Genomic DNA, 13,301 nt, shown 5'->3' with positions numbered 1-13,301 from the left:
CTCCATCATGCGTCGCCTGTCCCTTCTTCTTGGTCTTGGTCTGCTGACAGGATGCGCTGGTGGCCATCCGGGCAAGTATGTCGTGTTCTTCACTCCCAATTCGGCCCAGCTTGACGCCCCGGCCCAGACCGTGATCTCGCAGGCGGCCCAGCGCGCGGTGGCGCATAACGCCAAGGTGCGCGTTGAAGGCTATGCCGCCGCCAGCCATGACCTGTCGGCTGATGAACTGCTGGCCATTGACCGCGCCAAGATCGTGGCCCGCCAGCTTGCGGTTGACGGCGTGGATGCAGGCCATATCAGCCAGCAGCCGCGTGGCCCGATGAATAACGAGGACGGTGCCCTGGCCTCGCGCCGGGTCGAGATCGAGGTTGGTGGACGCTGAGCGAAGGCCCCGCTTTTCATGATATGACAGCGCCCGAAGGCGGCACGCGCGACCCGCGTGCGGTGCTGGCCGAGGTTTTCGGCTTTCCCGATTTCCGTGGTCTGCAGCAGCAGGCGGTGGATGAAGTCATGGCCGGGCGCGACTGCCTCGTGCTCATGCCCACCGGCGGCGGCAAGAGCGTGTGCTATCAGGTGCCCGCCCTTGCCCGGCCCGGTACGGGGCTGGTCATCTCCCCCCTGATCGCGCTGATGGACGATCAGGTTGCCGCCCTGCGGCAGCTTGGCGTCAACGCGGGCGCGCTGCATTCCGAGCAGGAACCCGAGGACGCCGCCCGCGTGCGCTCGGACCTTATGGCGGGGCGGCTCGACATTCTTTACGTCTCGCCCGAGCGCCTGCTCTCGCCGGGCATGCTCGACCGGCTCGGGAGGCTCACGCTCTCGGTCATCGCCATTGACGAGGCGCACTGCATCTCGGCCTGGGGGCATGAATTCCGCCCCGAATACCGCGAGCTTGCGGCATTGCCGCAGCATTTCCCCAATGTGCCGCGCATCGCGCTCACCGCCACGGCGGACGGGCGCACGCGCAGTGATATCCTTGAAGCCCTGGCCATGCCCGATGCCACGGTGTTCAAGGCCAGCTTCCACCGCCCCAATCTTGATATCGCGGTCAAGCCCAAGACATCGGAAATCCGCCAGCTTACCGCCATTCTCGACCGGCACCGGGGGGCTGCCTCCATCGTGTATTGCGGCAGCCGCAGCAAGACCGAGCGCGTGGCGCGTTCGCTTGCGGGCAAGGGGTATGCGGCGCTGCCGTTTCATGCCGGTCTCTCGCCGGTGGAAAAGCGCGCCGCGCTGATGCGCTTCCGCTCGGGCGAGCCGGTGGTGATCGTGGCCACCATCGCCTTTGGCATGGGTATCGACCGGCCCGATGTGCGCGCCGTGGTGCATCTGGACATGCCCTCCTCGCCCGAAGGGTATTACCAGCAGATTGGCCGCGCCGGGCGCGATGGCGAGCAGGCGGAAACCGTGCTGCTTTATGGTGGCGACGACATGGCCCGTGCGCGGTACTGGCTGGAGCAGTCCAACGCGCCGGATGCGCAGAAACGCATCATGAGCGCACGGCTCGAGGCCATGATCGCCCTGACCGAAACCACGGGTTGCCGCACCCAGGCGCTGCTTTCGTGCTTTGGCGAGGAACTCGATGAAGCCTGCGGCCATTGCGATAACTGCCGCAACCCGGTGGCCACGTTTGATGGCACGGTGGCCGCGCAGAAGGTGCTCTCGGCCATCTACCGCACCGGGCAGCGCTTTGGCGCGGTGCATGTGGCGGGCGTGCTGCGGGGCAAGACATCGGACATGACGGCGCGGCACGGGCATGAAAAGCTGAGCGTGTTTGGCATAGGCCGCGACCGGCCCGAGCCGTTCTGGCGCGGCGTGATCCGCCAGCTCATTGCGCGTGGCGCCATCAGGGTAACGGGCGAATATAACGCCCTTGCCCTTGAGGAAGGCCGCGCGCGCCCCATATTGCGGGGCGAGGCGCCAATCATGCTGCGCGAGGACGCGACCGAGGATCTCAGGGCCGCGACGACGCGTGGCGGTGGTGGCGGCACGCGCCCGGCCATGGCCGACCTGACGCCTGAGGCCGCCGCCCGTTACGAGGCGCTGCGCACATGGCGGCTGGGCGAGGCCCGTGAGCAGGAAATTCCGCCCTATGTCATTTTTCATGATGCCGTGCTGCATGATATTGCCCTCGAGCGCCCGACCTCGCTTGATGAGCTTGGCATGATCCGTGGCGTAGGCGGCTCGAAGCTGGCCCGCTATGGCGAGGCGGTGCTCGATGTGCTGGCGCAAACCGGGGCCTGAGGCCACGCCATGCGTGCCTTGTCCCCCAGATCAGGAACAGTCTGCCCATGCGTTGCCCTTTTTGCGGACATGACGACACACAGGTAAAGGATAGCCGCCCGCATGAAGATGGGGCGGCCATCCGCCGCAGGCGCATCTGTGGCTCATGCGGGCAGCGTTTCACCACCATCGAGCGCGTGCAGCTGCGTGATCTTGTGGTCATCAAGGCCGATGCGCGGCGCGTGCCCTTCGAGCGCGACAAGCTTGCCCGCTCGGTCAAGGTCGCGCTGCGCAAGCGCCCGGTGGATGCCGAGCGGATCGAGCGGATCGTCAACGGGCTGGTGCGCCGGCTCGAGGCGATGGGGGAGACGGACATCCCCTCGCGCGATATCGGGCGGCTGGTCATGGAAACGCTGCGCGAAATTGATTCGGTCGCCTATATCCGCTTTGCCAGCGTGCACTGGGATTTCCGCGAAACCAAGGATTTTGCTGATATTCTGGCCACGATTTCAACCGCCGGGCCGGCCGAGCGCGGCGAGGACTTTCCGCCTTCCGGCCCGAAAGACAAAGATTGAACTGGACCCCGCCGCCCAAAGAGGCGATGAAGCCGTGATTTTGCAGCAACGCCACAGCAGGAGTAACGCGCCATGACACAGACAGACGGCGACCGGCAGCCCAAGGTCCGTTCCCGCACCGCTTCACGCGTGGCAGCGGTGCAGGCCCTGTTCCAGATCGAGCAGGGCCATGAAGGGGCGGAGCAGGTCATCAACCAGTTCAACCGCCACCGGCTGGGCGGAGCCAGTTCCGAGTATGCCGAAGGCCAGGTGCCCGAGGCCGATGCCCGGCTGTTCGGCATTGTGGTGCGCGGGGCCATGGCCCGGCAGGAGCGCATTGACGCGCTGCTGCACGAGATCCTGCCCGCCTCGTGGCCGCTGGGTCGGCTTGACCCGGTGCTGCGCGCCATCATGCATGCGGCAGGCGGCGAGATGCTGGCCGCCGACCCGGCACCCGCGCGCGTCATCATCAATGAATACATGGATATCGGCCACGGCTTTCTGGCCGGTGATGAGCCGCGCATGCTCAACGGCGTGCTCGATGCCCTGTCACGCCGCGTGAACGAACCGGCTCCCGCAGCCCCCGCCGGGGCGCCGCAGGACGTTGTTGATGAAGCACCCGACAGCCCGGTTTCCTGAAGCGGGGATGAAGGAGGGCGGTCATGGCACCGGATCGCGCCGAGGAGAATGGCCTGCCGCCTGAATTCGGCTTTATTGCCCGTGTGTTCCGCCCGCTGGCGGGTGACGGGGCGCTGGACCTGCGCGATGATGCTGCCGTGTTCACGCCCCCTGCGGGGCGACAGCTTGTTGTTGCGGCGGATGCCATGGTCGAGGGTGTGCATTTCCTGCCCGATGATCCGTCGCACACCATTGGCCGTAAACTGCTGCGTTGCAACCTGTCCGACCTTGCGGCCATGGATGCGACGCCGCTGGGCTATCTGCTGACCGTTTCCATGCCGCCTGCGCGTGATGAGGCCTGGTTTGCCGGTTTTGCGGCAGGTCTTGCGCAGGATCAGCAGCAGTTCGCCATTACCCTGCTGGGCGGCGACACCACGGCTACAACCGGCCCGCTGGTGCTCTCGCTCACGATACTGGGGCATGTGGCGCCCGGCATGGCGCTGCGGCGCAATACCGCGCGGGTGGGTGACGGGATATGGGTTACCGGCACGATTGGCGATGGCGCCATGGGCCTTCTGGCCCGGCAGGGGCAGGTGCCTGACCCTGATGGCTTTTTGGCCAGCCGCTACCAGATGCCACGCCCGCGGCTGGGGCTGGCACTCGGGGGCATTGCCTCGGCGGGCATGGATGTGTCGGACGGGCTGGTGCAGGATCTGGGGCACATGGCGCGCGAGAGCGGGGTGGGCGCGGTGATCGAGGCCGCAATGGTGCCGCTTTCACCTGCGGTGCGCGCGCTTGGCCCCACATGGCTGTCCCGTTGCCTGACAGGTGGCGATGATTATGAACTGCTGCTGGCCGTGCCGCCCGGCCATGAAGCACGCCTGCTGGCCCATGCCGCCCGCGAGGGCGTGGCCATGACCCGCATTGGCCAGATCGTGCCAGGGAACGGCGTTCAGGTGCGCGATGAAGCGGGAAAAGACATTCCGCTGGCCCGTCGGGGCTGGAGCCACGTGGCTGACCCGCAGGCAGGCCCCAAAGCATAAAAGATTTCAGGGAATGCCGCCTTTTTGGAAAAAGGCGGCACCCGGAAACTTTTGTTTTTCCTTAATCTTCCAGCGGACGATCATACACCCGGTAGCGCTTGCACGGCTCGGGCGTGATGCGCTCGATCAGGCGGCGCATAGATGTGTTGGTTTCCAGCACCCAGCCCAGCTCGATGGTGCGGTAGGGCAGGCTGCGGCCACGCTTCATGAGTTCGGTAATGGCAAGGGCGGGCATGATCGCGCCCAGTGCCGTGCCATCAAGCACGGAGCTTACGCCAAGCAGGATCACGCGGGCGGAATGAAACTCGTGGCGCAGCAGCCGCTTGCCCAGCTTGAGCCAGCCCAGCGGCGAGGGGTCGCCGTTCAGGTCAGCCGAGATGTCGAACACGTTGGGCACCACCAGTGCTACGCATACCGGCTTGCCCGCCTGCTCGATCAGCACGAAATGCTCGGGCTTGAGTAGTGGCTTCATCTCCACGATCATGGATTCGATGTCTTCACGCGCCAGCGGAATCGAACCCCAGTTATTGCGCCAGGCATCGTTGTAAAGCTGGCGCAGGATCTCGCCATCTTCCTTGATGCGGTCCATGCGCAGGCCGCGTGTGGTGACATTGCCCAGCCTGCCTTCGCCCAGCCGCAGGCTGGCGGGCACGAGATGGGCTTCCTCCGCATCGGGCCCGGTGTGCATCTGGTAGGCCACAAGGTCGCGCACCTTGGTGCAGCCACAGGCATCCATCATGGCGGGCAGCCACTTTGGGTGCCATGGCATGGCAACCATGGGCAGCGCGTGGTGACCTTCGAGCATCATCCCGAACTCGCCATTGCTGTCGAGCGTCTGGGGGCCGCGCATGGTTTTCATGCCGCGCTGGCGCAGCCAGGTGCCCGCGGCATCGAGCAGGGCGGAGACCACCTCAAGGTCGTCAATCGCATCGAGCGCGCCAAAAAAGCCGATCGGCTCGCCGTAATGTTCCATCGAGACCGGATCGATCTGCGCCGAGATGCGGCCCACCGCCCGCCTGCCGCGCATGGCGAGGAAATACTGCGCCCGCCCGTTGCGGAAAAAGGAGTTCTTGCGCGGGGTGAGCAGGTCGCGCTGGGTCAGGTCAAGCGGCGGCACATAGCCCGGCAGCCCCGCATAGAGGTGGCGGGGCAACTGGATGAAGGTGGTCATCTGACGAAAACCGGAAACGGGTATGATAGTAAGACGATCGGTTTCGTTCATGACCGGTTCGTTGCATCCTGAACATTACCGGCATCGACCTTCATTCCGTGGCAAAACGGGGCAGGCTATGCAGGCATGGGTTGAAAGAAATGATTCGGTGGTCCGTCCTGTTGCTGTGCTCATGGCACAGATGGACCCTGAAAAGGAAGATGGACAATGACAGTAAGCGCCGCATCACGCACGGATGAAGGCCGATATGTGCTGATTACGGGGGCCTCGAGCGGGATAGGAGCGGAACTGGCATGGCTTTATGCGGCCCAGGGGCGGCCGCTTGTGCTGTGGGGGCGCGACGCGGGGCGGCTCGATGCGGTGGCGGCGCGCGCGCGTGGCCATGGCGTTGCGGTGCAGACCCGCGTTCTCGACCTGACGGATGGGGCCGCCGCCATCGCGGCCCTGCGCGCCGATGATGCAGCCCATCCCATCGGCATTGCCATTCTTGCTGCCGGGCTGGGCGACATGCGGCGCAGCGATGACGTGGTGGAAAAGGCGGAAGACGTGCTGCGGCTGGGGCTGGTCAATTACGCCACTCCTTCCGCCATGGCGGCGGCGGCGGCCGAATGCATGGTGCCGCGCGGGCGGGGGCATATCGTCATGCTCAGCTCGGTCGCGGCCTTTCATGCGCTGCCGTTTGCCGCTGCCTATTCCGGCTCCAAGGCCGGGCTCAAGCGCTTTGCCGAGGCCCAGCAGATGGCCCTGGCCCCGCTGGGCATCGGGGTGACGCTGGTCTCGCCGGGGTTTGTCGATACGCCCATGAGCCGCCGCGTGGTGGGAGCCAAGCCCTTCTTGCAGAGCGCGCCCTCTGCCGCCCGCCGCATTGCGCGCGCGGTGGCGCGCAACCAGCCGCATCTGGTCTTTCCGTTCGTGTTCTCGGTGCTGCGGCTGGTCGACACATTGGTGCCGTGGCCGCTCAAGCGGCGCATTCTTGCCGCCATCAAGGCGGACCAGACGGATTGATCGGGCCGGGCGCGGGGTTATAAAATGTATTTTAGTCCTGACCGCAACGATTATGGCCATTTTGTGACCTCGATCAATGAAAGGCCGACCCGGCTGGTCTTTTTTCAGCCATGAGATGATAACCCACAGGCCTGCGAAGCCCGGATTAATCTGCCTGTTGCATGCAATGCCGGGGGCAGGCACACTCGCAGGCCATTTTTATTACAATAATGCGGGCAGCAAGCTGCCGTATGGCCACGGAGCGTGACCGGACATGAAAGAGATCGTAGCAGTTGATATTGGTGGAACCCATGCGCGGTTCGCCATTGCCCAGGTGGACCAGGGCCGTGTCGTCACGCTGGGGGAGGCCACGACCCTGAAATGTGCCGATCACGCCAGCCTGCAGCTGGCATGGGAAGCCTTCGCCCGCGTGGTCGACCGCCCGCTGCCCAAGGCGGCCGGTATTGCCGTGGCGTGCCCGATCAAGGGTGATATCCTCAAGCTGACCAACAACCCGTGGGTGATCCAGCCCGCGTGGCTGCCGGTCAAGCTGGGGGTGGACGAGCTGATCCTGGTCAATGACTTCGGCGCGGTGGCCCATGCCGTGGCGCAGGTGGGCGTGGATAGCCTCCAGCACATCTGCGGGCCTGACGTTCCGCTGCCCGAGCAGGGCGTGACCACCGTGGTGGGGCCGGGCACGGGGCTGGGGTCGGCTTACATCGTGCGGCGCAAGAACGGTTACTTCGTGTGCGAGACCGAGGGCGGACATATCGATTTCTCGCCGCTCGACCCGCTTGAAGACCGGATACTGACCGTGTTGCGCCGCCGTTACCGCCGCGTGTCGGTTGAGCGTGTGGTGTCGGGGCCGGGCCTTCTGAACCTGTATGAGGCGATTGCCGAGATGGGGGAACTCTCGGTCAAGGCGCGTGATGACAAGGCCCTGTGGACCATGGCGCTGGAAGGCTCCGACCCCGTGGCGGCCGCAGCCCTCGAGCGGTTCTGCCTCAGCCTTGGCACCGTGGCGGGCGACCTTGCGCTGGCGCAGGGCGGCAGTGCCGTGGTGATTGCAGGCGGGCTGGGGCTGCGCCTGGCCAAGCACCTGCCCAATTCCGGCTTTGCCGAACGCTTCGTGGCCAAGGGCCGGTTCGAGGGCATGATGTCGGAAATGCCGGTGAAGCTCATCACCTATCCGCAGCCCGGCCTGCTCGGTGCGGCCGCCGCCTTCGCCGAGGCTTACCGCCAGGACTGACAGTCCATTTAAAAATGGCTGCCTGATACCGCCTTTTCCGTAAGGAAAGGCGGTATTTTTTTAAATAAGCTTCAAAAAAACTTTTATGATTTCAGTTTGTTACAAGGGTCATCGGCTTCAGCCGCGCCACAGGTGGCCCGGCATCGCATCGTAATGTCGCGTCAGGAAATCAAGCAGCAGCGCGAGCACCTGCCCCATATGCTGCGGGTCGTGGCGGGCATGGCGGGCGAGTTCATGCAGGGGGCGGTGATCGATCATGGCGGCGATGAGCACACGCTCGTAACGCGCCCCGATGATATCGTGAATATGGCGATACCGGTTGATCGACCCGCTCCGCCCGTTAAGCGGGCGGCGTGACAGGCCGAGCGATGTCCGGTCAAACAGCGGGTCTTCAAGCCCCATCACGCCAATCCGGTAATCCGTGGCCCAGAACCGTGCCGCCTCGAGCTGGCGTGCGGTAATGATGCCATCATGGCGCAGGGTCTCGATAATGACGGGAAGTGCCGGGTCATGATCCGCCTGCGCGCCAGGAGCAGTTGTCTGGGGTGGTGGCGCGGTACTGTCGGCAGGCAAGGGAGCGTACTTTCATGGTCGCGTAAGCGTGTATCATCTTCGGGTTGTGGCGGGTGGTCAATCACAAGATGCACGGTTGTGCCGCCCTGCAGGCACGGACCTGTTCTGGCGCGCGATAAAAAAACGGCATCACCCGGATGCAGGTGATGCCGTAAGTTTCCGTGGGAAGGGTTGGGAAATCGACGGTTGGAAATCTGTCGGTGAACCCACGGGTTGCATTCTTGATAATGATAATCATTATTATTATCAAGATAAAAATTGACGCCTGCTTTTCCCTGCCGCTGCTGGACCCGCACCCCAAAACGTGTTGCCATAACCCACACCTTCAAAGCAGGCAGGGAACAGCATGGCCATTACACCGCTTGAGGTCGCAGCACGGGGAACAGGCGGACGGCGCGGCGCCGACATCCTTCTGGAAATTCTGGAAAATGAAGGGGTTCGCTATATCTTCGGCAATCCCGGCACAACGGAACTCCCCCTGATCGATGCCCTGCAGCGCCGCCCCGACCTGAAATACATCCTGGCCCTGCAGGAGGCGAGCGTGGTGGCCATGGCCGATGGCTATGCCCAGGCGGCGGGCCGTCCCGGCTTTCTCAACCTGCACACGGCGGGGGGGCTGGGGCATGGCATGGGCAACCTGCTCAATGCCAGCGTATCGCAGACGCCGCTGGTGGTGACGGCGGGCCAGCAGGATTCGCGGCATACCATTTCCGACCCGCTGCTGTTTGGCGATCTGGTCAGCATCGCCACCCCGGCCGTGAAATGGGCGCAGGAAGTGCTGCATGCCGATCAGTTGCCCGTGCTGGTGCGCCGGGCCTTCAACGATTCGATGGCAGCACCCTCGGGGCCGGTTTTCCTGTCGCTGCCCATGGATGTGATGGAGGAGGCCAGCGATATCGACATTGGCAGGCCTTCGGTCATCAACCGCGAGGCCATAGCCGGCGGCCTGCCGGAACTGGCCCGCGCTCTGGCTGGCATTGTGCCAGGGCGGCTGGCCATCATTGCGGGCGACGAGGTGCATGGGGCCGATGCCGCAGCGCAGGTTGCCGCCGTAGCTGACATGCTGGGGGCTCCGGTTTATGGCGCGTCGTGGCCCTCGCGCATTCCGTTTGCCACGTCGTGCCCGCTCTGGGCAGGCAACATGCCCACGCGCGCCACTGATATCGCTGGCCGCCTTGCGGATTATGATGCGATTTTCGCGCTGGGCGGCAAGTCGCTCATCACCATCCTCTATTCCGAGGGCTCGCCCGTGCCGCCGGGCTGTGCGGTCTATCAGGTCTCGGCCGATGCGCGTGACCTTGGCCGCACGTTCCAGACGCCGCTCTCTCTCGTGGGCAATATCCGCGCCTCGCTCGACGTGCTGCTACCGCTGCTGCAGCGCGAGACCGAACCCCGCCGCGCTGCCTATGTCGCTGCACGCGAAAAAGTCGTGGCGGCCCGTGCCCGCAGGCACCTCGAGGCCGAAGCACTGGTGGCCGCCCATCAGGATGATGCGGTCATCGCCCCCTGTGTCGCCGCCCACGAGGCCGTGCGCGCCATTGGCCCTCAGGTTGCCATTGTGGATGAGGCCATCGCCACGTCATCCTACACGCGCATGTTCCTCAACAGCGACTGGGCGGCGCAGTATTCCTTCCTGCGTGGCGGTGCGCTGGGCTGGGGCATGCCGGCGGCGGTGGGGGCTTCGCTCGGGCTGGGGCGCGAGCCGGTGGTCTGCCTTGTGGGCGATGGTGCGGCACTTTATTCCCCGCAGGCGATCTGGACTGCGGCGCATGAACAGTTGCCCGTGACATTTGTGGTGATGAACAACCGCGAATATAACGTGCTCAAGGGCTTCATGCGCGGGCAGACGCATTATGTCTCGGCCCGGCAGGGGAATTTCCTGGCGATGGATCTGTGCGATCCGCCCATTGATTATCAGGCGATGGCGACTTCATACGGGCTGGAGGCCCGCCAGATCACGCGGGCAGCCGACATTGCCCCGGCCATTGAGGCCGCGATGGCGTCGGGGCGGCCCAACCTCGTCGAAATTGTGATCAGTACGATCTAGCTGATTGGGGACGCTTTTGAAAAAAAAGCGATCCCCATGACCGTCAGCGGATGGGAAAGGTGCAGGCTGCGGGCAAGGCCTCGACCCGTTCGCTACCGGGATTGACCTTGAGGGTCAGGCGCATGACGGCGGCAGCCAGATGTGCCCCGCTCGTGTGCATGGTCGCCTTGATATCGACCCCATGGTTGTTATCGAGCACCGTCACGTTGCGGCCCCGGCCAATCGTGCCTTCGGCCCGAACCGACCAGTACGTGCCATTGATGTCGGACAGGCGGGCGAGGTTATAGACCTTTCCTTCGCCCCGCAGCGTGCTGTAGCCGATTCCCACGGCGCCACCGCCCGTGATCTTGACCAGGTAGGAGTGGCCGCCAAAATAAAGCCGTCCCTTGCCCCAGGAGTATCCACCGGCAAGGGCGGCGTCATGCAGGCGAAAACACAGCGAAGCCGTTGGCTGGCCCAGCGCATCAGCAGCCCAGGCGGAGGGGGCTGCCAGGAGGCCCGCTGCAAAAAGGACGGGGGCGGAAAGAAGAGCTGGGCGCACGATATGTTCCTGTTACGATAGGCTGGCTGGGAGCATGAAGGCCGTCACTGGGGTCCGGTATGGTTGACCGGCTTCGTTCTTTGTTTTTCAGTTGATTATCATCAAAAGGCAACCCCTGTCTGTGTCATGCCCTCTGGCAGTGTGACGGGAAGGGAAGGTAACGCATCCATGCATTCTGTAACATGTGTCACGCGTCGCATGCAGCATGACAGTCCAGATTGCGGCCCCATTCTACGGCGCATCCGCTCACAGGCGCCTTTTGTTTATGGCCTGACGAATTATGTCGCAGCCACCTTGAGCGCCAATGTGCTGCTTGCAGCAGGGGCGGCGCCTGCCATCGGGGCTGCGCCCGGCTGGCCAGCCGCCTTCGGGGCGCATGCCGGTGGGCTATGGGTGAATGCGGCGGGGCTGATCAACGCGACGGCGCACGATATGCTGGCCGCAATCGACGCCGCCAATGCATCAGAAGTGCCCTGGGTGCTCGACCCCGTCGCCATGGGGGCGGGTGTTGCGGAATATGATGATATCATTCGGCGCATGGCGGCGCGCAGGCCTGCTGTCATTCGTGGCAATGCTAGCGAGATCATGGCGCTGGCAGGCGGAGCCGCCACCGCGCGCGGGGTGGAGACAACGGCCTCGATCGCGCAGGCCGTGCCGCTGGGGCAGGTGCTGGCACACAGGCTGGGCGCGATCGTGGCCATCAGCGGGCCGGAGGATCATGTCCTGTCTCCTGATGGCGCGCAGGTCATCATATCGGGGGGGCATGCCTGGCTGACAACTGTAACCGGAGCAGGCTGCGCCCTCGGCGGCCTGATTGCCGCAGGCCTTGCCGTAACGCCCACGCCGGGCGAGCGGCTGACAGCCGTTGCCGCAGTGCATGCCCTGTATGCCCGCGCGGCCGAGAAAGCGGCCGGGCCTGCACGGGGCCCAGGCTCTTTTGCCACAGGGTTTGTCGATGCCCTGGCGCAGTTGCAGGGCCTGGCGCACGATTAGATCAGGAAATATCAGCCATGAGGGAGACGTGCGCTGCGATGATTTTCCAGCCATCGGGCATGCGTACCCATGTCTGGCTCTGCCGCCCGATGCGGTCGCTGCCATGGCGGCGGAATTCCAGGTCAACCGTGCCCAGATCCGTGCCAATGGCGGTGATGTGCCGGCGCAGCACGTCGCGCGGCGGCGAGCCGCCCGTGCGGTTGCGGCGGAAGGCGGCAATCTCGTCATATCCATATAACGTTTCGCCCACGCCATAACGCACCGTTTCAGGCCCGTGATAGAACAGGGCATCGAGTTCAGGGATATCGTTCTCACCCAATGCACGCTCGTAGCGGTCGGACATGGCGGTCAGTTCCGCCACGATTTCACTGCGGTTCAGTTCCGGTGGCATGCGGTTTTCCCTTATATGTATGTGACTGGTCAGGATGTCGGGGCAGGCGGAGTGACATGCGGCGCTTCATCCGTTACATTGATAACAGCCTCATCGGAAATCGATACCACTTCCGATGGCGGGCGATGGGCTACCTCATCCGTTTTGCGGGTCAGGTCATTGATGACCGTTTTCAACTCGGTCACCTCATTGCGCACGTCATTGAGAATTTCCATCAGCGCCGCATGGTCTTCCGCCGCACGCTGGTCCGCCCCCCGGCTCAGAACCGCGTTGCCCACCATCAGCGCGGGCAGGGCAACGAGTTGAATGCAGTTGCTTATATAGAGCAGCGTGTTCTGCCATGCAGGGGCCGCCAGCGGAATGAGCGAGAAAACCAGAAAGCCGTAAACGCACCAGATGCTACCGAATATGATGGTCATGCGCACGGCAACGCGCTCATTGACCTCGCTGATGAGGGAAGATTTGGGAGATTGATTCGTCATGAGACTCTACTTTTTGCAATGAATGACACTGATTCAGGCGGTATGTCTCAAAATATGTCGCTTTGCGCCTGCCTTAAATGGATAGGATTTATGCCATGGATGGGGGAAGCGCCTTTTTGCAGGTTGTTTTTTTATGGCCCATGATCCGCAGTCTGAAGCCATTTTTTGGATATATGTCCCTCTGTTGGGATAACTTTTTTCACTTTCTGTGCATTTTTCTGATTGACGGTAGATGGTGTGGGTCCTATATCCCCAATCACCGGCGGCGCTGAGGAAACTTCTTGAGCTTCTTTGGTGGATTTGCTAGGTTACTCGGCCCTGTTGGGTCGGTGTTCTTTGACAAGAGAATAGAGAGAGTATCTGGAAGGGATATGCTGGCGGCGCGGTTGTTGCTCTTTATGGGGCGATGATTGGCGGTCTGGACTGGGTGAG

The 13,301-nt window shown here is 63.7% G+C and carries 14 protein-coding genes; 9 read left to right on the top strand and 5 right to left on the bottom strand.

The genetic code is table 11. The features are described 5' to 3' along the window. Positions 1-7: 7 nt before the first annotated feature. The 5 genes from CDI09_RS01470 (at position 8) to thiL (ending at position 4,438) form a co-directional block, all read left to right on the top strand. A complete protein-coding gene (locus CDI09_RS01470) occupies positions 8-382 on the top strand; it encodes an OmpA family protein (RefSeq protein ID WP_078526863.1) in 375 nt (124 codons plus the stop codon). 23 nt (positions 383-405) lie between these two features. Beyond that, the gene (recQ, locus tag CDI09_RS01465) at positions 406-2,244 is read left to right on the top strand and encodes a DNA helicase RecQ (protein WP_078526865.1); all 1,839 of its coding nucleotides are present in this window, start codon (positions 406-408) and stop codon (positions 2,242-2,244) included. 47 nt (positions 2,245-2,291) lie between these two features. Next, positions 2,292-2,798 (top strand): transcriptional regulator NrdR, encoded by a 507-nt coding sequence (gene nrdR / locus CDI09_RS01460; protein WP_078526866.1) that lies wholly within the window; start codon positions 2,292-2,294, stop codon positions 2,796-2,798. Between the two features lie 72 nt (positions 2,799-2,870). Continuing rightward, positions 2,871-3,416: a transcription antitermination factor NusB gene (gene nusB / locus CDI09_RS01455; protein ID WP_078526868.1), complete on the top strand. Its 546-nt coding sequence runs from the start codon at positions 2,871-2,873 to the stop codon at positions 3,414-3,416. Positions 3,417-3,439: 23 nt separating this feature from the next. After that, positions 3,440-4,438: a thiamine-phosphate kinase gene (gene thiL / locus CDI09_RS01450; protein WP_078526870.1), complete on the top strand. Its 999-nt coding sequence runs from the start codon at positions 3,440-3,442 to the stop codon at positions 4,436-4,438. Positions 4,439-4,499: 61 nt separating this feature from the next. Here the strand turns inward: thiL and CDI09_RS01445 are convergent, their stop codons facing one another. Next, a complete protein-coding gene (locus CDI09_RS01445) occupies positions 4,500-5,660 on the bottom strand; it encodes a hypothetical protein (RefSeq protein ID WP_078526871.1) in 1,161 nt (386 codons plus the stop codon). A 156-nt stretch (positions 5,661-5,816) separates the two neighbouring features. Here CDI09_RS01445 and CDI09_RS01440 point away from each other — a divergent pair, with 156 nt between their 5' ends. Beyond that, complete coding sequence (locus tag CDI09_RS01440; protein ID WP_078526872.1) at positions 5,817-6,614, top strand: SDR family NAD(P)-dependent oxidoreductase; 798 nt, start codon at positions 5,817-5,819, stop codon at positions 6,612-6,614. A 253-nt stretch (positions 6,615-6,867) separates the two neighbouring features. Next, a complete protein-coding gene (glk, locus tag CDI09_RS01435) occupies positions 6,868-7,842 on the top strand; it encodes a glucokinase (protein ID WP_078526873.1) in 975 nt (324 codons plus the stop codon). Positions 7,843-7,959: 117 nt separating this feature from the next. Here the strand turns inward: glk and CDI09_RS01430 are convergent, their stop codons facing one another. Beyond that, entirely contained in the window at positions 7,960-8,415 is a 456-nt protein-coding gene (locus CDI09_RS01430; RefSeq protein WP_078526874.1) for a hypothetical protein, read from the bottom strand. A 346-nt stretch (positions 8,416-8,761) separates the two neighbouring features. Here CDI09_RS01430 and CDI09_RS01425 point away from each other — a divergent pair, with 346 nt between their 5' ends. After that, entirely contained in the window at positions 8,762-10,462 is a 1,701-nt protein-coding gene (locus CDI09_RS01425; protein ID WP_078526875.1) for a thiamine pyrophosphate-binding protein, read from the top strand. A gap of 43 nt (positions 10,463-10,505) precedes the next feature. On the opposite strand, the gene CDI09_RS01420 is transcribed toward CDI09_RS01425, so the two are convergent. Then, positions 10,506-11,003 (bottom strand): hypothetical protein, encoded by a 498-nt coding sequence (locus CDI09_RS01420; RefSeq protein ID WP_205836606.1) that lies wholly within the window; start codon positions 11,001-11,003, stop codon positions 10,506-10,508. 168 nt (positions 11,004-11,171) lie between these two features. On the opposite strand from CDI09_RS01420, the gene CDI09_RS01415 reads away from it, so the two are divergent. Continuing rightward, positions 11,172-11,996 carry a hydroxyethylthiazole kinase gene (locus tag CDI09_RS01415; RefSeq protein WP_078526876.1) on the top strand — a complete coding sequence of 275 codons (825 nt, stop codon included), beginning with the start codon at positions 11,172-11,174 and terminating at the stop codon, positions 11,994-11,996. A gap of 1 nt (position 11,997) precedes the next feature. Here the strand turns inward: CDI09_RS01415 and hpxZ are convergent, their stop codons facing one another. Together hpxZ and CDI09_RS01405 are read right to left on the bottom strand one after the other, a co-directional pair. Then, positions 11,998-12,387, bottom strand: coding sequence for an oxalurate catabolism protein HpxZ (gene hpxZ, locus CDI09_RS01410; RefSeq protein ID WP_078526877.1), 390 nt, complete (start codon positions 12,385-12,387; stop codon positions 11,998-12,000). 29 nt (positions 12,388-12,416) lie between these two features. After that, positions 12,417-12,869: a hypothetical protein gene (locus CDI09_RS01405; RefSeq protein ID WP_078526878.1), complete on the bottom strand. Its 453-nt coding sequence runs from the start codon at positions 12,867-12,869 to the stop codon at positions 12,417-12,419. Between the last annotated feature and the right edge of the window lie 432 nt (positions 12,870-13,301).

The organism is Komagataeibacter nataicola, assembly GCF_003207795.1.
In the GTDB taxonomy this organism is placed as follows: domain Bacteria; phylum Pseudomonadota; class Alphaproteobacteria; order Acetobacterales; family Acetobacteraceae; genus Komagataeibacter; species Komagataeibacter nataicola.
This window is presented reverse-complemented; position numbering and strand designations above follow the sequence as displayed.

Coding starts and splice junctions, on each gene's coding strand:
- CDI09_RS01470 (WP_078526863.1), top strand. CDS start 8: ATGCGTCGCCTGTCCCTTCTTCTTGGTCTTGGTCTGCTGACAGGATGC.
- recQ (WP_078526865.1), top strand. CDS start 406: ATGACAGCGCCCGAAGGCGGCACGCGCGACCCGCGTGCGGTGCTGGCC.
- nrdR (WP_078526866.1), top strand. CDS start 2,292: ATGCGTTGCCCTTTTTGCGGACATGACGACACACAGGTAAAGGATAGC.
- nusB (WP_078526868.1), top strand. CDS start 2,871: ATGACACAGACAGACGGCGACCGGCAGCCCAAGGTCCGTTCCCGCACC.
- thiL (WP_078526870.1), top strand. CDS start 3,440: ATGGCACCGGATCGCGCCGAGGAGAATGGCCTGCCGCCTGAATTCGGC.
- CDI09_RS01445 (WP_078526871.1), bottom strand. CDS start 5,660: ATGAACGAAACCGATCGTCTTACTATCATACCCGTTTCCGGTTTTCGT.
- CDI09_RS01440 (WP_078526872.1), top strand. CDS start 5,817: ATGACAGTAAGCGCCGCATCACGCACGGATGAAGGCCGATATGTGCTG.
- glk (WP_078526873.1), top strand. CDS start 6,868: ATGAAAGAGATCGTAGCAGTTGATATTGGTGGAACCCATGCGCGGTTC.
- CDI09_RS01425 (WP_078526875.1), top strand. CDS start 8,762: ATGGCCATTACACCGCTTGAGGTCGCAGCACGGGGAACAGGCGGACGG.
- CDI09_RS01415 (WP_078526876.1), top strand. CDS start 11,172: ATGCATTCTGTAACATGTGTCACGCGTCGCATGCAGCATGACAGTCCA.
- hpxZ (WP_078526877.1), bottom strand. CDS start 12,387: ATGCCACCGGAACTGAACCGCAGTGAAATCGTGGCGGAACTGACCGCC.
- CDI09_RS01405 (WP_078526878.1), bottom strand. CDS start 12,869: ATGACGAATCAATCTCCCAAATCTTCCCTCATCAGCGAGGTCAATGAG.